Annotated in this window: 18 protein-coding genes; 11 read left to right on the forward strand and 7 right to left on the reverse strand. The window is 61.6% G+C overall.

From position 1 onward, the window contains the following. Positions 1 to 4 precede the first annotated feature (4 nt). Positions 5 to 796: a MipA/OmpV family protein gene (locus tag H0Z09_RS07035; protein ID WP_238340203.1), complete on the forward strand. Its 792-nt coding sequence runs from the start codon at positions 5 to 7 to the stop codon at positions 794 to 796. Here the strand turns inward: H0Z09_RS07035 and H0Z09_RS07040 are convergent. Continuing rightward, positions 793 to 2,070: an ATP-binding protein gene (locus tag H0Z09_RS07040; RefSeq protein WP_186688885.1), complete on the reverse strand. Its 1,278-nt coding sequence runs from the start codon at positions 2,068 to 2,070 to the stop codon at positions 793 to 795. The genes H0Z09_RS07035 and H0Z09_RS07040 overlap by 4 nt on opposite strands. Next, positions 2,071 to 2,778: a winged helix-turn-helix domain-containing protein gene (locus H0Z09_RS07045; RefSeq protein WP_186688888.1), complete on the reverse strand. Its 708-nt coding sequence runs from the start codon at positions 2,776 to 2,778 to the stop codon at positions 2,071 to 2,073. It abuts the gene before it with no gap. Positions 2,779 to 2,935: 157 nt separating this feature from the next. Between H0Z09_RS07045 and H0Z09_RS07050 the strand changes: the two genes are divergently transcribed. Beyond that, positions 2,936 to 4,135 carry an MFS transporter gene (locus H0Z09_RS07050; protein WP_186688891.1) on the forward strand — a complete coding sequence of 400 codons (1,200 nt, stop codon included), beginning with the start codon at positions 2,936 to 2,938 and terminating at the stop codon, positions 4,133 to 4,135. On the opposite strand, the gene miaE is transcribed toward H0Z09_RS07050, so the two are convergent. Further along, on the reverse strand, positions 4,091 to 4,693 hold the full coding sequence (miaE, locus tag H0Z09_RS07055) for a tRNA isopentenyl-2-thiomethyl-A-37 hydroxylase MiaE (protein WP_076954603.1): 603 nt from the start codon (positions 4,691 to 4,693) through the stop codon (positions 4,091 to 4,093). The two genes, H0Z09_RS07050 and miaE, sit on opposite strands and share 45 nt — an antisense overlap. 150 nt (positions 4,694 to 4,843) lie before the next feature. Here miaE and H0Z09_RS07060 point away from each other — a divergent pair, with 150 nt between their 5' ends. Then, a complete protein-coding gene (locus H0Z09_RS07060) occupies positions 4,844 to 5,707 on the forward strand; it encodes a universal stress protein (RefSeq protein ID WP_186688894.1) in 864 nt (287 codons plus the stop codon). Positions 5,708 to 5,838: 131 nt separating this feature from the next. Here the strand turns inward: H0Z09_RS07060 and H0Z09_RS07065 are convergent, their stop codons facing one another. Next, the gene (locus H0Z09_RS07065) at positions 5,839 to 6,312 is read right to left on the reverse strand and encodes a DUF1289 domain-containing protein (RefSeq protein ID WP_186688897.1); all 474 of its coding nucleotides are present in this window, start codon (positions 6,310 to 6,312) and stop codon (positions 5,839 to 5,841) included. 396 nt (positions 6,313 to 6,708) lie between these two features. Here H0Z09_RS07065 and acnB point away from each other — a divergent pair, with 396 nt between their 5' ends. Continuing rightward, entirely contained in the window at positions 6,709 to 9,318 is a 2,610-nt protein-coding gene (acnB, locus tag H0Z09_RS07070) for a bifunctional aconitate hydratase 2/2-methylisocitrate dehydratase (RefSeq protein ID WP_186689291.1), read from the forward strand. 215 nt (positions 9,319 to 9,533) lie between these two features. Here acnB and H0Z09_RS07075 read toward each other — a convergent pair whose 3' ends face one another. Next, entirely contained in the window at positions 9,534 to 10,811 is a 1,278-nt protein-coding gene (locus tag H0Z09_RS07075; protein ID WP_186688899.1) for a serine/threonine transporter, read from the reverse strand. Positions 10,812 to 11,208: 397 nt separating this feature from the next. Between H0Z09_RS07075 and H0Z09_RS07080 the strand changes: the two genes are divergently transcribed. The 4 genes from H0Z09_RS07080 to H0Z09_RS07095 all read left to right on the forward strand — a co-directional run bounded on the left by H0Z09_RS07080 (position 11,209) and on the right by H0Z09_RS07095 (position 14,794). Continuing rightward, positions 11,209 to 11,733 carry a cysteine hydrolase family protein gene (locus tag H0Z09_RS07080; protein WP_186688901.1) on the forward strand — a complete coding sequence of 175 codons (525 nt, stop codon included), beginning with the start codon at positions 11,209 to 11,211 and terminating at the stop codon, positions 11,731 to 11,733. A 124-nt stretch (positions 11,734 to 11,857) separates the two neighbouring features. Then, positions 11,858 to 12,811 (forward strand): 2-hydroxyacid dehydrogenase, encoded by a 954-nt coding sequence (locus H0Z09_RS07085; RefSeq protein ID WP_186688903.1) that lies wholly within the window; start codon positions 11,858 to 11,860, stop codon positions 12,809 to 12,811. Between the two features lie 129 nt (positions 12,812 to 12,940). Further along, the gene (locus H0Z09_RS07090; RefSeq protein ID WP_186688905.1) at positions 12,941 to 14,008 is read left to right on the forward strand and encodes a phosphotransferase family protein; all 1,068 of its coding nucleotides are present in this window, start codon (positions 12,941 to 12,943) and stop codon (positions 14,006 to 14,008) included. Positions 14,009 to 14,026: 18 nt separating this feature from the next. Continuing rightward, on the forward strand, positions 14,027 to 14,794 hold the full coding sequence (locus tag H0Z09_RS07095) for an SDR family oxidoreductase (RefSeq protein ID WP_186688907.1): 768 nt from the start codon (positions 14,027 to 14,029) through the stop codon (positions 14,792 to 14,794). 231 nt (positions 14,795 to 15,025) lie between these two features. Here H0Z09_RS07095 and H0Z09_RS07100 read toward each other — a convergent pair whose 3' ends face one another. Next, positions 15,026 to 15,469, reverse strand: coding sequence for a carboxymuconolactone decarboxylase family protein (locus H0Z09_RS07100; RefSeq protein ID WP_186688909.1), 444 nt, complete (start codon positions 15,467 to 15,469; stop codon positions 15,026 to 15,028). 154 nt (positions 15,470 to 15,623) lie between these two features. Between H0Z09_RS07100 and H0Z09_RS07105 the strand changes: the two genes are divergently transcribed. Continuing rightward, entirely contained in the window at positions 15,624 to 17,057 is a 1,434-nt protein-coding gene (locus H0Z09_RS07105; RefSeq protein ID WP_186688913.1) for a PLP-dependent aminotransferase family protein, read from the forward strand. 84 nt (positions 17,058 to 17,141) lie between these two features. Next, positions 17,142 to 17,543, forward strand: coding sequence for a cupin domain-containing protein (locus H0Z09_RS07110; protein ID WP_186688916.1), 402 nt, complete (start codon positions 17,142 to 17,144; stop codon positions 17,541 to 17,543). A gap of 340 nt (positions 17,544 to 17,883) precedes the next feature. Here the strand turns inward: H0Z09_RS07110 and H0Z09_RS07115 are convergent, their stop codons facing one another. Beyond that, complete coding sequence (locus H0Z09_RS07115; protein ID WP_186688919.1) at positions 17,884 to 18,513, reverse strand: DNA-3-methyladenine glycosylase I; 630 nt, start codon at positions 18,511 to 18,513, stop codon at positions 17,884 to 17,886. Positions 18,514 to 18,729: 216 nt separating this feature from the next. On the opposite strand from H0Z09_RS07115, the gene H0Z09_RS07120 reads away from it, so the two are divergent. Then, positions 18,730 to 20,055, forward strand: coding sequence for a C4-dicarboxylate transporter DctA (locus H0Z09_RS07120; protein ID WP_186689295.1), 1,326 nt, complete (start codon positions 18,730 to 18,732; stop codon positions 20,053 to 20,055). The last annotated feature ends 112 nt before the right edge of the window (positions 20,056 to 20,167 follow it).

The raw sequence follows: 20,167 nt of genomic DNA on the forward strand, positions 1-20,167 counted from the left end.
CCTGATGAATGCCAAACACCTTTGCCTGTCCTTCACGTCCCTGTGCTTGCTAACCGGCGTCGACAGCGTGATGGCCGAGGATTGGGCCTACAGCCTCAAGGCCGGCGTGGCCAACCTGCCGCGCTACAGCGGCAGCGACGAGCGCAGGACCACTCCCGTGGTCGGCGCCGCCGTCGTCAGCCCCTGGGGGATTTTCCTCGACACCGACAAAGGGTTGGGCTGGGGCTACGAAGGCCATGCGTTGAGCTTCAGCGCCTACGTGGGCGCCAGCGAATCGCGCAAGGATAAAAACGCGTCCCTGCATGCGGGCTCCAAACGCCTCAAAGGCATGGGCGAGATCAAGTCGCGTGCGCAAGTGGGGGTCAGTGTTCGCTACAACCTGGGCCGCATGATAGTCGGCGCCACCCTGGAGCACGCCCTCAAGGAAGATGACCACAAGGACAGCGGCAAAGCGTTTACCCACCTGGAGCTGAGCCTCGGCACCCAGCTGTACGAAGGCCGCTACGGCTGCGTCGATGCCAGCCTCAGCAGCCATTTTGGCGACCGCAACTACCTGCAGACCTGGTACGGCGTGACCACCGGCCAGGCCGCGCGCAGCCGCTTCAACGCCTACAAGGCGGGTGCGGGCAATATCAGCAATGGCATGAACCTGGTATGGAGCCTGCCGATCAGCGAGCATACCCAATTCTCGACCTTGCTGGACATACAGTACCTGGCGGATGAAGCGGGCAAGAGCCCGATCGTGGAGCGGCGGCTGCAGACGTCGGTGATGGGTGTGATCGAATACACCTTCTAGCCGTTGTACGCCCATGTCATCCGGAACGACGCCCCGCCCCATTCCGAATCCAGCACTTGCACCTGGCCGCCGTGCCACTGCGACACCCGCTGCACCAGCGCCAGGCCCAGGCCGAAGCCGCCGGTGCGACGGTCGCGGCTGGCGTCCAGGCGCATGAAAGGCTGGAAAATCCTCGACCGGCCCTCCTCCGGCACGCCGGGGCCGTCGTCGCACACCCGCACTTCGTAGCCGCTGCCGAACTTGACCAGCGAGACTTCCACGCGGCGCTCGGCGTAGCGGATCGCGTTGCGCAGCAGGTTGATCACCGCACGCGCCATGAAGCGCGGTTCGATCTCGATAAAATCCACCTCACAGGTGCGCAACGACAGTTGGATGCCGGCGGCCTCAGCCTCCAGCGCCACGCTGCCGATCACACTGTCGAGCCAACTGTGGGCCTCGATGCGCTCGCGGGTGACCTGGGTGGCGCCACGCTCCAGGCTGGCGTAGGTGAGCAGCTCGGAGACCATTTCTTCCAGCTCGCCGAGGTCGGCATACATGTCCGCGATCAATTCACTGCGCTGGCGCGGGTCGCCCAGCTGCTTGAGCTGGTCAAGCTCGAACGACAGGCGCGCAATCGGCGTGCGCAGTTCATGGGACACGGCGTTGGTCAAGTCGCGCTGGTTGGCGATCAGGCTTTCGATGCGCTCAGCCATTTGGTTGAAATGCCCGGCCAACGCGCGCACGGTGGAGCGCCGTGGCAACAGGATGCGTGAGCTGAGGTCGTTGTTGCCAAAGCGTTGTGCCGCCAGGCGAATGTGTTCCAGGTCGCGCCAGTGCGGACGCACCCAGAAATACAGCACGATCGCCAGGCTCAACCCCAGCAGGCCGTAGGCCCACAAGTACAGCCATTTGGGCTCTTCGGGCAGCTTGATATTGAGCAGTTGCGGGCCGCCGTCGATGGTGGCGATGAACTCCATAAAATCGCCACGTACCACCAACTGCCCGTCCGCCAGCAATTGCCGCTCGCGTTGGCTCAACCCCAGTTCATCGCGCTGCACCAGGTCCAGGCGCAGGCCGTAATAGGGCTGCAGCTCGCGCACCCGGGCCTCGCGGGCACTCGCCGGCAGCGGCCGCAACTGCTCGACCAAACCATAGGCCGGGCCACGCATGGCTTCGCGGTTATAGGTTTCATTGGCTTCAGGCAGCAGCTCGTCGTAGGTGTAATTGACCAGCCAGATCGCCCCCGCCAGGCCCAGCGCCAGGATGATGTACAGGCGGATATACAGCCGCAGCATCTAGACCTCCCACGCGAACGGGTTGAACAGGTAGCCCTTGCCCCAGATGGTCTTGATGCACACCGGCTCGCGGGGGTTGTCGTTGAGTTTGCCGCGCAGTTTGCTGATGTACACATCGACGCTGCGGTTGAGGCCATCGAAGGCAATGCCGCGCATACGGTTGAGGATGTCATCGCGAGACAGGATCGTGCCCGAATTGCTGGCCAGCAGCCACAGCAGCTCGAACTCCATGGTGGTGAGGTCGATCTTGTCGTCGCCCAGGCTGACCACCCGGCAACTGCGGTCGATGGACAAGCGCCCGAAGGCCAGGGCCCCGCGCACCGTCGGTTCCGGCGCCTGCCGCCGTTGCAGGGCGCGCAGACGGGCCAGCAGCACGGGGGGCTTGATCGGCTTGATCACGTAGTCGTCGGCACCGGACTCCAGGCCAAGGATATGGTCAAGGTCGTCTTCCTTGGCCGTCAGGATCACGATCGGCGTGTCGGACACCGTGCGGATCCCGCGGCACACATGCAGGCCGCTCTGGCCGGGCAGCATCAGGTCGAGCACGACGATCTTCGGCTTGAAGTCCAGGAACGCCGCCAGGGCTTCGTCGCCGCGGTGCTCCACGCGCACCTCGAAACCATGCTGCGACAGGAAATGCGCGATCAGCCCTGCCAGTTTTTCGTCGTCTTCAACGAGCAAGACCTTGCCCAGCCCCAGGTTTTCCATAAATTCTCAGTGTGCCGACGCGGATTGAAGAGCAGGCATTATAGGTGGCAAGCTGGGCAACCCGAGCAGCTGGCCAGCATTGCTCGACGAAGCTTCATGCTTTTAAGAGTTTTTAACAAATAACCTGCAATCTTTAACGCCACCCACAGGGAGTTGTATGCGCAAGGATTACCTGGCGTTCTTCGTATCACTGTTCCTGTCACGGCTGGCCGACCAGATTCTGCTGTTTATCGTGCCGTTGATTGTGTTCCAGACCACCCAGAGCGTCGCCTGGGCCGGGCTGGCGTTTTTTGTCGAATCGCTGCCACGTTACCTGGCATTCCCCGTGTGCGGTGCATTGTGCGACAGGTTCGCGCCGGCGCGCATCCTGCATATTAGCCAGGTTTACCGGGCGCTGGCTTGTGTGCTGGCGGTCGCCTTGTACGCGATGTTCGACGGTATTTACTGGATCGTGCTGCTCTCGGCGCTGTGCGGGGTACTGACTACCCAGGGCATCATGGCGCGGGAAGTGCTGATGCCGCGGGTCTTCGAGCAATACACTTACGCCAAGACCCTCTCCTATTCACAAATTGCCGACCAGAGCGGCCTGGTGCTTGGCCCGCTAATCGCCGCCCTGATGCTGGAGGTGTGGGCCTGGCATTGGGTGGTGCTGGGGATCGCCGGGCTGTTTGTGCTGGCCGACCTGGCGATGCTGGTCTGGCAGCGCAACACCACGGTGAACCTGGAGCGCGTCGATCGGAACGCGGGTATCTGGCTGCAACCGCTGCGTATCGCCTTCGGGCATATCCGCAACTTGCCGGAACTCAAGCGCATCATTGCCCTCGCGGTCGGTGTGAACCTGATCATCGGCGTGACGCTGGCCACCTCGGCAGCGCTGGTCACGGGGCAATTCGCCGCCGGCAAAGAGGCCTACGCGCTGTTGCAGGCGGCCGGCGCGGGGGTGACGATTGCCATCCTGTTTTACCTGGCACGCGCCACCCTGGCGTTGAAAGTGCTGGGCGGGCTGTCGTACTCGATGATCGTCGTCGGGGCACTGGTCATGGCATTCAGTCCAGACCTGTGGGCCTATAGCCTGGGCTTCCTGCTGGTCACCGGCTTCGACAAGATGTTCAACGTGTACATGCGCAGCATGCGTCAGCGGGTTATCCCCGCGCAGGATTTCGGCAAAACGGTGGGCGTCATCACGCTGCTCAACAACCTGGCGCAACCCTTGGCCGGTCTCGCGATTGCCGTGCTGGCCGGGCCCTTAACGACCCAGACAGTGATCCTGCTGCTGACCGGGGTCAGCGCATTGATCGGCGTGGCCGTGGCCTCAGGCTGGCACGCCACTGTGAAAGCGGAACTCGACATCGGGTGATTCGATCAGTGCCTGCTCGGCCGCCCTCACCCGCTCGATGACCTGGGCGATGTCCTTGGCGTCGCCGTACTGGTACGCCAGCTTCAGGTAACCCTGGAAGTGTCGCGCCTCGCTTTTCAACAGGCCGAAGTAGAACTTGCCGAGTTCTTCGTCCAAATGCGGCACCAACGCTTCGAAACGCTCGCAACTGCGCGCTTCGATAAAGGCACCCACGACCAAAGTGTCCACCAGCTTGACCGGCTCGTGGCTGCGCACGACCTTGCGCAAACCGGAGGCATAACGCCCGGCATGCAACTGGCGCAGCTCCACCTTGCGCTTCTTGATCAGGCGCATGACTTGCTCATGGTGCACCAGCTCTTCGCGGGCCAGGCGCGACATCATGCTGATCAGGTCAACATGGCCGTGGTACTTGGCGATCAGGCTCAGGGCGGTGCTGGCGGCCTTGAATTCGCAGTTCTTGTGGTCGATCAGCAGGGTTTCCTGATCGGCCAGCGCGGCCTGGACCCAGGCATCAGGGGTGCGGCAACCGAGGAATTCGTGGATTTCTGGCAGGTTCATCGGGCTCACGGGCAAAAGCGTCACAAAAGGGCGCCGATTATACCGACCGCGCCGCAGACCACCAGTCGCGGGCCTTGATGTGCATCAACATGACGTGTGCCGCGCAGCAACTATAGTTGTTGCCTATGCCCCTTCCTGGAGATCCCGACCATGCAAGCTATCCGCAGCATCCTGGTGGTCATCGAGCCCGAACATTCGGAAAGCCTGGCCCTCAAGCGTGCCAAGCTGATCGCCGGCGTCACCGGCGCGCACCTGCACTTGCTGGTCTGCGACAAACAGCATGAGCATTCGGCGCTGTTGAGCCTGCTCAAGTCGGGTTTGCAGGAAGACGGCTACAGCGTCAGCACCGAGCAGGCGTGGAACACCAGCCTGCATGAAACCATCATCGACGTGCAGCAGGCCGAAGGGTGCGGGCTGGTGATCAAGCAGCATTTTCCCGACAGTCCGTTGAAAAAAGCCCTGCTGACGCCTGCGGACTGGAAACTGCTGCGTTATTGCCCGTGCGCGGTGTTGCTGGCCAAGACGGCGACGCCGTGGACGGATGGCGTCATCCTGGCGGCGATTGATGTGGGCAACACCGATGCTGAACATCAGCAGCTGCACAACACGATCATCGACCACGGCTTTGAAATCGCCAGCCTGGCCAAGGCGCAGTTGCATGTGATCAGCGCCCATCCGTCGCCCATGTTGTCGGCGGCGGATCCGACGTTCCAGCTCAGGGAAACCATCCAGGCGCGTTACCGCGAACAGTGCAAGGCGTTTCAGGCGGAATTTGATGTGGACGACGCGCACCTGCATATCGAGGAAGGGCCGGCGGATGTGTTGATCCCGTTTGCCGCCCGCAAGTGGCAGGCCGCCATGACGATCATCGGCACCGTGGCGCGTACCGGGCTGTCGGGGGCGCTGATCGGGAATACGGCGGAGGTGATACTGGATGCATTGGAGAGTGATGTGCTGGTGCTCAAGCCGCAAACGTTGATGGATCACCTGGGAGAGCTGGCTACCAAGGCCTGATTCGATGTTCCGGACGACGCCGCTCAAAAATGTGGGAGCGGGCTTGCTCGCGAATACGGTGTGTCAGTGAATACATAATTGGCTGATACACCGCCTTCGCGAGCAAGCCCGCTCCCACATTGGGTTATGTGTTATTCCTGGGAAAATGCATCCTTCAGGAAACCGGGGGCGATATAACGCTGATAATGCGCCTCGGACAGGATAAAGAACTCCCGATCAATCGCATCCCGCAGTTCCGGCAAGGCCCAGTCGCGAAACTCCGGCAGCAGCACCATGCCATATGCCTCCAGATTGGAAATCACCCGCGCGCCCCGGGCAATCAGCTGGTAGGCCCAGCAGTATTCGGACTGATGCGGCACAAAGCGGATCTTGCGTTGCTCCAGTTGGCCGCGCAGGGTCTTGGGGTCGAACACTTCCAGCTTGGCGACCATCACCTGCACCAGCAGTTGCTCCAACCGCAGCCAGACCGCGCGTTTTTCTTCTTCGTTATAGCCGTTCCACTGGATCACTTCGTGGTGGAAGCGCTTGCAGCCCCGGCACACGAGATCGCCGTAAACCGTGGAGCACAGGCCGACGCAGGGGGTCTTGATGGTTTGGTGGGACATGGGCAACGACACGCAGATCAGCGAAACACTGCGCCATGTTAGCCCTTTGTCTAACCTTCATCACCCTGCAAACTTGGCGTGGCAACTTACCTTTAGCATTTTTTTGCCGTAGAATCACCCGGCCTTGTAAGGCGCCAATAATCCGCTGGAAGCTGTTTTCAAAGCGTCACGAGCACAGTCGTTCCTTCAGAACGGTGTTGGCGATGGTCAATGACTCGGTAGGTCATGCCCTCGCCAACCCTCATCAGCTCCGTTCTGCAGGCGTAAAACTTTGAAAGCAGCTTCTGTGAGAGATGCCGGCAGCGCTGGCTTTGCGGCCCAAAAAGCCCCCGAGCGCACGCGTGCCGGTCATTTCTGGATGAGCGTCCCGTGGGACCACTGATGAGGGTAATAACTGTGCTTGAAGCCTACCGCAAACATATCGAAGAGCGTGCCGCCCTGGGTATCGTTCCCCAGCCGCTTAACGCCGAACAAACCGCAGGCCTGGTCGAGCTGCTGAAAAATCCCCCGGCCGGCGAAGAAGAATTCCTCGTTGACCTGATCACCAACCGCATTCCACCAGGCGTTGACGAAGCTGCCTACGTCAAGGCCGGTTTCCTGTCCGCCCTGGCCAAGGGTGAAGCCACTTCCCCCCTGATCGACAAGAAGCGCGCCGTTGAACTGCTGGGCACCATGCAAGGCGGCTACAACATCGTGACCCTGGTCGAGCTGCTGGACGACGCCGAACTGGCACCTGTCGCCGCCACCCAGCTCAAGCACACCCTGCTGATGTTCGATGCGTTCCACGACGTGGCTGAAAAAGCCCGCAACGGCAACGCACACGCCAAGGCCGTAATCCAGTCCTGGGCTGACGGCGAGTGGTTCAGCAACCGCCCTACCCTGGCCGACAAGATCAGCCTGCGCGTCTTCAAGGTCACCGGCGAAACCAACACCGACGACCTGTCCCCCGCGCCGGATGCCTGGTCCCGTCCCGACATCCCGCTGCACGCCCTGGCCATGCTGAAAATGGCCCGTGAAGGCATCGTGCCGGACGAGCAAGGCAAGACCGGCCCGATGAAGCAGATCGAAGAGATGCGCGGCCAAGGCTTCCCGATCGCCTACGTCGGTGATGTGGTCGGTACCGGTTCCTCGCGTAAATCCGCGACCAACTCCGTGCTGTGGTTCTTCGGCGACGACGTCCCTTACGTGCCGAACAAGCGCGCCGGCGGCTTCTGCTTCGGCAGCAAGATCGCTCCCATCTTCTACAACACCATGGAAGATGCCGGCGCACTGCCAATCGAATTCGACGTTTCCAACATGAACATGGGCGACGTGATCGACCTGTACCCGCATGCCGGCAAGGTTTGCAAACACGGCACCGACGAAGTCATCACCACCTTCGAAATGAAGACCCCGGTGCTGTTGGACGAAGTTCGCGCCGGCGGCCGTATCCCGCTGATCATCGGTCGCGGCCTGACCGACAAGGCCCGTGCCGAGCTGGGCCTGGGCCCTACCGACCTGTTCAAGCTGCCTGAAGCACCTGTCGACACCGGCAAAGGCTTCACCCTGGCGCAGAAAATGGTCGGCAAGGCGTGCGGCCTGCCGGAAGGCAAAGGCGTTCGCCCTGGCACCTACTGCGAACCGAAGATGACCACCGTGGGTTCCCAGGACACCACCGGTCCCATGACCCGTGATGAACTGAAAGACCTGGCGTGCCTGGGCTTCTCGACCGATCTGGTAATGCAGTCTTTCTGCCATACCGCGGCGTATCCAAAGCCGATCGACGTGACCACTCACCACACCCTGCCTGACTTCATCATGACCCGTGGCGGCGTATCGCTGCGTCCAGGCGACGGTATCATCCACAGCTGGCTGAACCGTATGCTGCTGCCGGACACCGTGGGTACCGGTGGTGACTCCCACACCCGTTTCCCGATGGGCATCTCGTTCCCGGCCGGCTCCGGCCTGGTCGCGTTCGCCGCAGCCACTGGCGTGATGCCACTGGACATGCCGGAATCGATCCTGGTGCGCTTCAAAGGCAAAATGAAACCTGGCATCACCCTGCGTGACCTGGTTCATGCCATTCCTTACTACGCGATCCAGTCGGGCCTGCTGACAGTCGAGAAGAAAGGCAAGAAGAACGCCTTCTCCGGCCGCATCCTGGAAATCGAAGGCCTGAACGACCTGACGCTGGAGCAGGCTTTCGAGCTGTCCGACGCCTCGGCCGAACGTTCGGCGGCCGGTTGCACCATCAAGCTGTCCAAAGAGTCCGTCACCGAGTACCTGAACTCCAACATCACCCTGCTGCGCTGGATGATCGGCGAAGGCTATGGTGACCCTCGTACTCTGGAACGTCGTGCCCAAGCGATGGAAGCCTGGGTTGCCAACCCTGAGCTGATGGAAGCCGATGCCGACGCCGAATACGCCGAAGTCATCGAAATCGACCTGTCGGAAATCAACGAGCCGATCCTCTGCGCGCCGAACGACCCGGACGATGCCCGTCTGTTGTCCAGCGTTGCCGGCGAGAAGATCGACGAAGTGTTCATCGGTTCGTGCATGACCAACATTGGTCACTTCCGAGCTGCCGGCAAGTTGCTGGAGCAGGTCAAGGGCCAGTTGCCGACGCGCCTGTGGCTGTCGCCGCCGACCAAGATGGACGCTCACCAGTTGACCGAAGAAGGCTACTACGGCATCTACGGCAAGGCCGGCGCGCGCATGGAAATGCCGGGTTGCTCGCTGTGCATGGGTAACCAGGCCCGCGTAGAGCCGAACTCGACCGTGGTATCCACGTCGACCCGTAACTTCCCGAACCGCCTGGGTGACGGCGCTAACGTCTACCTGGCTTCGGCCGAGCTGGCCGCAGTGGCTTCGACCCTGGGTCGCCTGCCGACCGTGGAGGAGTACATGGGCTACGCGGCGAAACTGGACACCATGGCCAGTGACGTCTACCGCTACCTGAACTTCGACCAGATCGCCGAGTTCCGCAAGATCGCAGCAAGCGCCAACATCCCGGTGATTCAAGCCTAAGGGTGTGTTGATGTGAAAGGCGCCGCGTATCGCAAGATACGCGGCGCTTTTTTTTGCCTGGAACAGTATTAATGACAACCCGAAACAAATGTGGGAGCTGGCTTGCCTGCGATAGCGATGTCTCAGTCAGCCCATCTGACATTGATACACCGCCATCGCAGGCAAGCCAGCTCCCACAGTTTCAGCCCTGCTCAGTCATAGAGACCGCGTGAGGCTTAAGCAATAAACGAATACACCAACGCCGTAATTGCCACCAACCCCACCGCAGTGACAAACACATTCGACGCCTGCCCACGGTACTTGGCCATGGCCGGCACCTTGCGGATCGCGTACATCGGCATCAGGAACAGGATCGAGGCGATGATCGGCCCGCCCAGGGTCTCGATCATGCGCAAAATGCTCGGGTTGAGCGTGGCAACGATCCAGCACACCACCAGCATGAAGGCGGCCGTCATGCGGTCCAGGTTCTTGGCGCTCGGACGGCGGCCGGTTTTCAGCACCAGGCCCTTGAGGCCTTCGCTGGCGCCGATGTAGTGCCCCAGAAACGACTTGGCGATCGCCACGAACGCGATCAGCGGCGCGGCAAACGCGATGGTCGGGTTGTTGAAGTGGTTGGCCAGGTAGGACAGGATCGACAGGTTCTGCGCTTTCGCTTCGGCCAACTGCGCCGGCGACAGGGTCAACACGCAACTGAACACGAAAAACAGCACCATCGCCACCATCAACAGGTGCGCGCGGGACAGGATCTGCGAGCTGCGCTCATCGGCGTGGGCACCGTACCGGCGCTTCTGGTCCACCGCAAAAGCCGAGATGATCGGCGAATGGTTGAACGAAAACACCATCACCGGAATCGCCAGCCACAGGGTATTGAGCAATGTGGAGGGTGCCGGGACCACGCTGGCAGTGCTGAGGATGCCGCCATTCCAATGCGGGACCAGGTACACCGCCAGGAACAGCAAGGCGACGATAAACGGATACACCATCAGGCTCATGGCCTTGACGATCACCTGTTCACCGCAACGCACCACGGCCAGCAGGCCGAGGATCAGCACGAACGACAGGATCGCCCGTGGCGGCGGCAGGATATGCAGCTGGTGTTCCATGAAGCTGCCGACGGTGTTGGTCAACGCCACGCTGTAGATCAGCAGGATCGGGAAGATCGCGAAAAAGTAAAGCAACGTGATCAGCGCACCGGCCTTGATGCCGAAGTGTTCTTCAACCACATCGGTGATGTCGGAGCCTTCACGCCCGGACAGGACGAAACGGGTCAGGCCACGGTGGGCGAAGAACGTCATCGGGAAGGCCAGCAGCGCCAGGATCACCAGCGGCCAGAAGCCGCCCAGGCCCGCGTTGATCGGCAAGAACAGCGTGCCGGCGCCAATGGCGGTGCCGAACAGGCCAAGCATCCAGGTGGTGTCCTGACGGCTCCAGGTTGTGAGAGTTGCAGGTGTCGTCTCATAGCGTTCGTCGACGCTATTGGCCTGATCATTCATCCGGTAGGATCTCCGCATTGACATGGCCGGGACGAGTCAGAAAACCTGACAGGCAGCGCCCCAACTATAGAAGGGGCCGGATTGTCCGGGATTCTTTCGAATAAGCAAAGACTTAGCTGAGGAACGGTGGGCCGGTGCAGCGGCCGGAATTGGGAGCAACGCGCCGCTACCCGGGGCATTGCCGGTTGACAGCGCCTCGCCCACGCAAGCATGATCGGCCCATGAATTTTATTGCGCCGAACCTCACCCACACTTCCACCACGACCGCTTCCGGCGGGCCGTGCGGTGGCTGTGGGTGCTTGAACTAAGCACTTCACGGATTCAACCCAAGGCCCCGCCAGCAATGGACGGGGCCTTTTTATTGCTCCGCCATTCGGCAATCACAAGGAGCAACACCATGGCTGACGCCCTGCTGATCATCGACATGCAGACCGGTTTATACGATGGTCCGGAAAAACCCTTCGAACGCGAACGCGTGCTGCACAGCATCAACCAGCTGATCCAGCGCACACGCCGCGCAGGCAAGCCGATCTACGTGGCCTGTCACACCGGCCCGGCAGGTTCGCCGATTGAAGCCGGCAGCCCCCTCTGGCAACCGTGGCATGCGCTGGACGTAGACGCGTCCCGCGATCATCTGTTCAACAAGAGCCGCCCCAGCTGCTTCCTGGGCACGGACCTGGAGCAGCATCTGAAAGCGGCGCACGTCGATGAGCTGGTGATCGTGGGCATGAAAACCCAGTTCTGCATCGACACCACATGCCGGGTGGCGGTGGAGCTGGGCTTTTCGGTGGTATTGCCGCAGGACGCTCACACCTGCATGGACACGCCAGTACTCAAGGCCGAGGCGATTATCGAGCATCACAATGCCACCCTGACAGGGGCCTTCGTGAAGCGGGTGAAAGCAGCCGAAGTCTTTTTCTGACCGCGCGGCGACTGCAGGAGCGAATTTGCTCGCTCCTACGGTATATTTTTCTATCCCGACAAAACGCCCTGCCTTACAAATCCCGCATACTGATCCCCTCAAACCCTTCAGGAAGAGCCTTCCGATGACCGCCACTGTTCTGGTTCTGGTTGAAACCATCAACGAATACCTGCCCATCATCGAGAGCAACGACTTTCATGTGATCCTGGCGCCGACGCCCGCCGAACGCGCCAACGCCATCAAGGCTCACGGCGGCCAGATCAAGGCGGTGCTGACCCGCGGCCCGCTGGGCTTGTATGCCGAGGAAATTGCCGCCCTGCCCCTGCTGGAAATCATCTGTGTCATCGGTGCCGGCTACGAACACGTGGACCTGCAGGCCGCCAGCAATCGCGGGATTGTCGTTACCAACGGCGCGGGTGTGAATGCGCCGTCGGTGGCCGACCATGCCATGGCGTTGCTGCTGGGGCTGGTACGCGGCATCCCGCAGACGGACGCCGCCGTGCGCCGCGGTGAATGGCCGAAGGTGATGCGCCCTTCCCTGGGCGGCAAGCAACTGGGCATTCTCGGGCTCGGTGCGGTGGGCCTGGAGATCGCCAAGCGCGCATCGCTGGGGTTCGGCATGCAGGTGAGTTATCACAACCGCCAGCCGCGCGATGACGTCGACTACACCTATTGCGCCACCGCCGTGGAACTGGCGCGCACCTCGGACTTCCTGGTCCTGGCCACGCCCGGCGGCGCCGGCACTCGGCACCTGATCGACCGCCACGCCCTGGATGCCCTCGGACCCAATGGCTACCTGGTCAATATCGGCCGTGGCAGCGTGGTGGTTACCGCCGACCTGGTCGCAGCCCTGGAGCAACGCCGCATCGGTGGCGCCGCGCTGGATGTGTTCGACGATGAGCCCAAGGTGCCCGACGCGCTCAAGACGCTCGCCAATACCGTGCTCACCTCCCACGTCGCGGGTCTGTCGCCGGAAGCCGCCCATGACACCGTGCAGCGCGTGGCCGACAACCTGGTGGAATACTTCGCCGGGCGTTCGGTGCTCACGCCGGTGGCCTTGCCCGCGCCCAATAAATGACCGATCAGGCACGCTGATCATCCTGCAACACGCTAACCTATTAAGCCGCCCCGACCTTGTCGCTGGGCGGTTGCGCGCATTAGATTAGGAAATAGTCCAAGGCCTCTAGAATAAGCAGAAGGGATAAGCATGGCGCTGAACGACCAATCGACCCAGATTCGCCCAGGCGAAGAACTTGATGCCGGCCTGATCGATCCCTACCTCAAGGCCCATATCCCCGGCCTGAGCGGCACGCCCACGATCAGCCAGTTCCCCGGCGGCGCGTCCAACCTGACCTACCTGCTGGAGTATCCGGGCCAGGAATTCGTGCTGCGCCGCCCGCCCTTCGGACACAAGGCCAAATCCGCCCACGACATGGGCCGCGAATTCCGTATCCTCAACCAGCTCAAAGACGGCTTTCCGTACTGCCCCAAGGCGTATGTGCACTGCACCGATGAGTCGGTGATCGGCGCCGAGTTCTATGTGATGGAGCGCGTCAATGGCATCATCCTGCGCTCTGACCTGCCGGCACAGCTGGACCTGGACGCCAGCAAGACCGAAGCCTTGTGCAAAAGCTTTATCGACAAGTTCGTCGAACTGCACCAGGTGGATTACACCGCCTGTGGCCTGGCGGACCTGGGCAAGCCTGAAGGTTATGTGGCGCGTCAGATCCGTGGCTGGAGCGACCGCTACGAAAAAGCCCTGACCCCCGATGCGCCGAGCTGGGAAGCCGTGCGCGCCTGGCTCAACGACAAGATGCCGGCCGATCATCCCACCTCCAGCATCGTGCACAACGACTACCGCTTCGATAACGTAATCCTCGACCCGCACAACCCGATGCAGATCATCGGCGTGCTGGACTGGGAGCTCACCACCCTCGGCGATCCGCTGATGGACCTGGGCAACACCCTCGCCTACTGGATCGAAGCCGCTGACCCTGCGCCGGTGCAACTGATGCGCCGCCAGCCGAGCAACGCCCCCGGCATGCTGACCCGCCGCGAGTTCGTCGACTATTACGCCGAGCGCTCGGGCCTTCAGATCGACAATTTCGATTTCTACTACACCTACGGCCTGTTCCGCCTGGCCGGCATCGTGCAGCAGATCTATTACCGCTTCTTTCATGGCCAGACCCAGGACAAACGCTTTGCGCAGTTCATTCACATGAACAAGCTGCTGGAGCAGATGAGCCTGACCGTCATCGGCAAATCGGCGCTCTGATCACAATAAGGAACCCCCATGTCCAAGACCCACCTGTTCGACCTCGATGGCAAGATCGCATTCGTGTCCGGCGCCAGCCGTGGCATCGGCGAGGCCATCGCCAAGTTGCTGGCCCAGCAAGGCGCCCACGTGATCGTGTCCAGCCGCAAGCTGGAAGGCTGCCAGCATGTGGCCGATGCGATCATCGCCGACGGCGGCAAGGCCACGGCCGTGGCGTGCCATATCGGTGAAATGGAGCAGATTACCCAGGTGTTCGCCAGTATCCGCGAACAATTCGGCCGCCTGGATATCCTGGTCAACAACGCCGCGACCAACCCACAGTTCTGCAACGTACTGGATACCGATCTGGGCGCCTTCCAGAAAACCGTGGACGTGAACATCCGCGGCTATTTCTTCATGTCGGTGGAAGCCGGCAAACTGATGCGCGAAAACGGCGGCGGCAGCATCATCAACGTGGCCTCGATCAACGGGATATCGCCGGGTGTGTTCCAGGGCATCTACTCGGTCACCAAGGCCGCGGTGATCAACATGACCAAGGTGTTCGCCAAGGAGTGCGCCGAGTTCGGTATTCGTTGCAACGCCCTGTTGCCGGGCCTGACCGATACCAAGTTCGCCTCGGCGCTGGTGAAGAACGACGCGATCCTGAAAATGGCCCTGGCGCAAATCCCGCTCAAGCGCGTGGCTGAGCCAAGCGAAATGGCCGGCGCGGTGCTGTTCCTGGCCAGCGATGCCTCCAGCTATACCACCGGTGTGTCGTTGAATGTGGACGGTGGCTTTCTGTCCTGATCACTCAGAGACCGCAGAACTTAATGTGTGTGGGCTTGCTCGCGAGGGCGGAGTGTAGTGAGCGGGCTTGCCCCGCGCTGGGCTGCGAAGCGGCCCCAATAAAGACACCGCCGGCCTCCAGATAGAACCGGGTCGCCTAGTTTGGGGCGGCTTCGCCACCCAGCGCGGGGCAAGCCCGCTCACTACAGGCTGCATTCGCGAGTAAGCCCGCACATTTGAGAGGCGCCGTACTCACGCATTCGGCGGCTGTTGCCGAAAGCTTACCGCCAGGCGGTTCCAGCCACTGATGCTGGACACCGCCATGGTCAGGTCCACCAGTTCCTGCTCGCTGAATTCCACGCGCACCGCCGCGTACAACTCATCCGACACCGTCGAGCTCGGCAGCGTCGCGACCGACTCGCTCCAGGCCAGCGCGGCTTTTTCCCGCGCCGTGAAGAACGGCGAATCACGCCAAACGCACAACGCGAACAAGCGTCGCTCGGTTTCACCGCGCTGACGCGCCGCCATCGAGTGCATATCGGTGCAGAAACCGCAGTGGTTGAGCTGCGACACACGAATCTTGATCAGCTCCAGCAAGGGTTTCTCGATGGACAAGCCAAAGGTCGTCGCCTCCAGCATCAGCATGCCCTTGAGCGCTTGCGGCGAGGCGGTGTAGTAATCCAGGCGCGATTCCATGGGGCAGTTCTCTGACGGCGGGTGCAATGAAAGTCCAGCCTAGGGCCCGTCAGGCATAAGCCCTATAGCCAATCGGGCGGTTTATGCGCAGACCATTTTGCGCCTGCCACGCACGCGCGTAATCTTGGCGCAGACTCAATGCCTGGAATACAACATGGAATTGCACGTGGTGATCAATGGCCGCAAGGACCTGGCCGAACAGCTCTACCAGCAGTTGCGTGAGGCCATTGGTTCCGGGCGCCTGGCCGCCGGCGCGCAACTGCCGCCCAGCCGCCTGCTCGCCGAACAATTGGGCGTGTCGCGCAAGACCGTGTCCGACACCTACGCCACCCTCACCTATGAAGGCCTGCTGATCGGCAAGACCGGGCGTGGCACCTTCGTCAACGCTGGCACGCCACAGAGCGAGCACCTGCAAACCGCCACCGATCTGGCCTGCGCCGCCCAACTGGCGAAGTGGCAAGCGCTGCCCTCGCCCATGCGCCACCCCACCCGCGACGGCACGCTGCGCTATGAATTTATCGGCGGCGCCACCAGCCGCAACCAGTTCCCCCAGGACGAATGGCGGCGCTGCACCCAGGACGCGCTGCGCCGCATTGCCCAGAACAGCGGGTTCTACAGCCAGCCCGAAGGCTTGCCGGCGTTGCGCAGTGCAATCGCCGGGCATATCGCGTTCTCGCGCGGCGTCAAATGCCGCGACAGCGACATCATCGTCACCAACGGCGCCCAGCAGGCGCTGGACCTGATCGCCCGCGTGGTGCTGGAGCCGGGCAGCATCGTGGCCATGGAAGACCCGGGCTACAGCCCCGCCCGCCAGCTATTCATGGCGATGGGGGCCCGCGTCGCCGGCGTGCCGGTGGATGACCAAGGCATCCAGGTCGACCGGATTCCCGACGGCACCCGGCTGATCTACGTGACGCCCTCCCATCAATTCCCCCTCGGCATGCCCATGAGCCCGCCGCGCCGCGAAGCCTTGCTGGCACGGGCGTTCGAGCTGGGCGCGATCATTATCGAGGACGATTACGACAGCGAATTCCGCTACGAGGGGCGGCCTACCGACTCCCTGCAAAGCATGGACAGCCGCGGCGTGGTGACTTACGTCGGGACCTTTTCCAAAACCTTGCTGCCGGAGCTGCGCCTGGGCTACGCGGTGCTGCCTCCGGCGATTCATGGTGCGGTGCTCAAGGCCAAGCAACTCACCGACCAGCACAGCTCGACGCTGCCGCAATGGGCCTTGGCCAAATTCATCGGTGAAGGCTACCTGCTCAAGCATATCCGCCGCTGTCATACGGTCTATGCCGGGCGTCGCGAGCGAATCCTGCAGCGCCTGGCGGGGGATCTGTCGCCCTGGTTCGAAGCCGTGCCTACCGTGGCCGGGTTCCATATGGCGGCGCTGTGCAAGGTGCCGGTGGACATCCCGCTGCTGATGCAGCTGGCGCGCCAGGTCGAAGTGGGCTTGTACCCTCTGGATGTGTTTTTCCACGACACCCCGGTACGTCCAGGCCTGATCGTCGGCTTTGGCGCCATCGAGACCCTGGATATCGACCCGGCGCTGGACAAGGTCCGCGATATCCTCAAGCAGATTGGCTAGCGGACTTTGCGCCGGATTGGTCATTGGTCCCCCAGGCCGCGCGGCGTAGGGTGAAGTGGTCTCGAACTACTTGGAAACCTTGCCATGAAACGCCTACTCGCAGCCTCCCTGATGCTTGCCTCGCTCAGCGCCTTTGCCCACGAACCGGTTTACCACCAGGAGTCGATCAAGGTCTTGCAAGAACACGCGTTAACCAATGTGCCCGGCAAGAAAACCCTCCTGCTCACCGTCGACTACGCCCCGGGGCAGGCCACCGTGCCCCACAGCCACACCGGCACCGCCGTGGCCTATGTACTGGAGGGCGCGGTCACTTCGCGGGTGAATGATGAAAAGGCGAAAACCTACAAGGTGGGTGAATCGTTCTATGAACCGGCGGGCTCGCGGCATTTTGAGTCGAGCAATGCCAGCCGGACGAAACCTGCCAGGTTGCTGGTGGTGATGGTGCTGGATGACAAAGCTGAGGTGCTCACGCCATTGCCACACTAACCCGCCACACCACAAAACCCATGTGGGAGCTGGCTTGCCTGCGATGGCGGTGTTCCAGGCACAGTTGTGTTGGCTGAACCGCCGCCATCGCAGCATAGGTATCTACACATCTTTGTAGTGAGCGGGCTTGTCCCGCGCTGGGCTGCGAAGCAGCCCCAAACCAGGCGAATTGGGTTTGTCTGAAACTGCGCGGTGTCTTTATTGGGGCGGCTTCGCCACCCAGCGCGGGACAAGCCCGCTCACTACAGGGAGATTTGTAAGCCTTTGAACGTTGTGTAGATACCTATGGCCATCGCAGGCAAGCCAGCTCCCACAGTTTGAATCGCATACAGCCAGGAACTCACGGACGTATGAACTGATGCCGCAGCGCTTCAATCCGTGGCCGACACGCGCAGCCGTCCAAGTGATCATTAACCATCCCCACCGCCTGCATCAGCGCATACATCGTGGTCGGCCCCACAAACGTCCAGCCGCGCTTCTTCAACGCCTTGGATAAACGCACCGATGCCGGCGACGTGGGGTTTGCCGTCCAGTAAGCCAGGTCCACCACCGCAGGGCGCTCCTCATCGCCGGGCTCGAATGCCCATAGCCAACGCGCCAGTGAACCCGTCTCCTCCACCAGCTCACAGGCCCTGCACGCATTGTTGATAGTCGACACGATCTTCGCCCGATTACGCACGATGCCAGGATCGCGCATCAACCGCTCGATATCCGCCTCGCCGTACTGCGCCACCCGGTGAAAATCAAACCCGTCGAACGCCGCACGGAACCGCTCACGCTTACGCAAAATGGTGATCCAGGCCATGCCCGCCTGGAAGCCCTCCAGGCAAATCTTCTCGTACAGCGCACTGTCACCCGCCACCGGCACGCCCCACTCATGATCGTGGTAGCGCGGATATTCCGGCGCGGCCGTGCGCCAGGTGCAGTGGGCTTGCCCGGTTTCGTCGGTGGTCAATCCTGGTTTGTCCATCCATCACCTCATGAGCCGAGCGGTGATGATAAGCGAAAATTTTTCCACCCCGCCAACCGCTCAAGCACCGCCCTCGCCGAGCAACTGGTCAGACCGGGACTCGTCAACCGACAAATAATGAGTTGTTATTTCAAAAATACCTGGCCTAGACTGGCGACGCACTGGACTTACCGGTATGACCACAACAATTAAGCCCTGGAACCACCAGGGCACCGAATAGAGATCCCTCCCATGCTCAGATGGTGCTCGCGTTCGATTTTCCTGCAAGTCGTGATTGGCCTGATGCTCGGCATCATTTGCGGCCTGGCCCTTCCCGAATTCTCCTCGCAACTCAAACCCCTGGGTGATGGCTTTATCAAGCTGATCAAGATGCTGATCGGCCTGATCGTGTTCTGCGTGGTGGTCAGCGGCATCTCCGGCGCCGGCGACTTGAAGAAAGTCGGGCGCATCGGCCTCAAGTCGGTGATCTACTTTGAAATACTCACCACCATCGCCCTGGTGATCGGCCTGGTCATGGCCTTCAGCACCGGCATCGGCACCGGCGCCAATATCCACCTGGAGCAACTGTCGTCGGCGAGCCTCAATGAACTGGCCGCCAAGGGTCAGCACATCAAGGGCACCAGCCAGTTCCTGATGGACTTGATCCCCAACTCGGTAATCGGCGCCTTCGCCGAAAACAACGTGCTGCAAGTGCTGTTGTTCTCCGTACTGTTCGGCAGCGCGTTGAACCTGGTGGGTGAAGCAGCTTCGGGCATCACGCGGCTGATCAATGAACTGAGCCATGTGATCTTCCGCATCATGGGCATGATCGTGCGCCTGGCGCCGATCGGCGTGTTCGGCGCAATCGCCTTCACCACCAGCACGTACGGGCTGGACTCCCTGCAACACCTGGGCAGCCTGGTGGGCTTGTTTTACCTGACCTGCTTCGCGTTCGTCGGCCTGATCCTCGGCGTGGTGATGCGCGTATCGGGCCTGCGCCTGTTGCCGCTGCTCAAGTACCTGCGTGAAGAGTTGCTGATCGTGATGGGCACCGCCTCTTCCGACGCCGTGCTGCCACAAGTCATGCGCAAACTGGAGCACCTGGGCATTGGCAGTTCCACTGTCGGCCTGGTGATTCCGACCGGGTATTCATTCAACCTCGACGGGTTCTCGATTTACCTGACCCTGGCCATCGTGTTCATCGCCAACGCCACCGGTACCCCGCTGTCGATGACCGACCTGATGACCATCCTGCTGGTGTCGTTGATTACCTCCAAGGGCGCCCACGGCATACCCGGTTCGGCGCTGGTGATTCTGGCGGCGACACTCACCGCCATTCCGGCGATTCCGGTGGTGGGCCTGGTGCTGGTGCTGGCGGTGGACTGGTTCATGGGCATCGGTCGCGCCTTGACCAACCTGATCGGCAACTGCGTCGCCACCGTGGCCATTGCACGCTGGGAGAAAGACATCGACATCCAGCGCGCCAACAAAGTGCTGGAGGGTCAGCAAGGTTATGCCTTCCAGGCCAAGAAACCGGTGTTGCCGGCGCATCAGGAGTTTTGATCTCAATGAGCGACACAGTTCAAATGTGGGAGCGGGCTTGCTCGCGAAGGCGGTGTGTCAGTCACCTGATGTGCAAGCTGAACCAGCGCATTCGCGAGCAAGCCCGCTCCCA

This window comes from Pseudomonas sp. SWRI18 (assembly GCF_014268345.1).
GTDB classification, from domain to species: domain Bacteria; phylum Pseudomonadota; class Gammaproteobacteria; order Pseudomonadales; family Pseudomonadaceae; genus Aquipseudomonas; species Aquipseudomonas cedrina.

Excerpts from the sequence above, each read along its gene's own strand:
- miaE (WP_076954603.1), bottom strand. The coding sequence starts at position 4,693 with ATGAACCTGCCAGAAATCCACGAATTCCTCGGTTGCCGCACCCCTGAT.
- H0Z09_RS07075 (WP_186688899.1), bottom strand. The coding sequence starts at position 10,811 with ATGAATGATCAGGCCAATAGCGTCGACGAACGCTATGAGACGACACCT.
- H0Z09_RS07035 (WP_238340203.1), top strand. The coding sequence starts at position 5 with ATGAATGCCAAACACCTTTGCCTGTCCTTCACGTCCCTGTGCTTGCTA.
- H0Z09_RS07040 (WP_186688885.1), bottom strand. The coding sequence starts at position 2,070 with ATGCTGCGGCTGTATATCCGCCTGTACATCATCCTGGCGCTGGGCCTG.
- H0Z09_RS07080 (WP_186688901.1), top strand. The coding sequence starts at position 11,209 with ATGGCTGACGCCCTGCTGATCATCGACATGCAGACCGGTTTATACGAT.
- H0Z09_RS07095 (WP_186688907.1), top strand. The coding sequence starts at position 14,027 with ATGTCCAAGACCCACCTGTTCGACCTCGATGGCAAGATCGCATTCGTG.
- H0Z09_RS07045 (WP_186688888.1), bottom strand. The coding sequence starts at position 2,778 with ATGGAAAACCTGGGGCTGGGCAAGGTCTTGCTCGTTGAAGACGACGAA.
- H0Z09_RS07085 (WP_186688903.1), top strand. The coding sequence starts at position 11,858 with ATGACCGCCACTGTTCTGGTTCTGGTTGAAACCATCAACGAATACCTG.
- H0Z09_RS07100 (WP_186688909.1), bottom strand. The coding sequence starts at position 15,469 with ATGGAATCGCGCCTGGATTACTACACCGCCTCGCCGCAAGCGCTCAAG.
- H0Z09_RS07105 (WP_186688913.1), top strand. The coding sequence starts at position 15,624 with ATGGAATTGCACGTGGTGATCAATGGCCGCAAGGACCTGGCCGAACAG.
- H0Z09_RS07115 (WP_186688919.1), bottom strand. The coding sequence starts at position 18,513 with ATGGACAAACCAGGATTGACCACCGACGAAACCGGGCAAGCCCACTGC.
- H0Z09_RS07090 (WP_186688905.1), top strand. The coding sequence starts at position 12,941 with ATGGCGCTGAACGACCAATCGACCCAGATTCGCCCAGGCGAAGAACTT.
- H0Z09_RS07110 (WP_186688916.1), top strand. The coding sequence starts at position 17,142 with ATGAAACGCCTACTCGCAGCCTCCCTGATGCTTGCCTCGCTCAGCGCC.
- H0Z09_RS07060 (WP_186688894.1), top strand. The coding sequence starts at position 4,844 with ATGCAAGCTATCCGCAGCATCCTGGTGGTCATCGAGCCCGAACATTCG.
- H0Z09_RS07065 (WP_186688897.1), bottom strand. The coding sequence starts at position 6,312 with ATGTCCCACCAAACCATCAAGACCCCCTGCGTCGGCCTGTGCTCCACG.
- H0Z09_RS07050 (WP_186688891.1), top strand. The coding sequence starts at position 2,936 with ATGCGCAAGGATTACCTGGCGTTCTTCGTATCACTGTTCCTGTCACGG.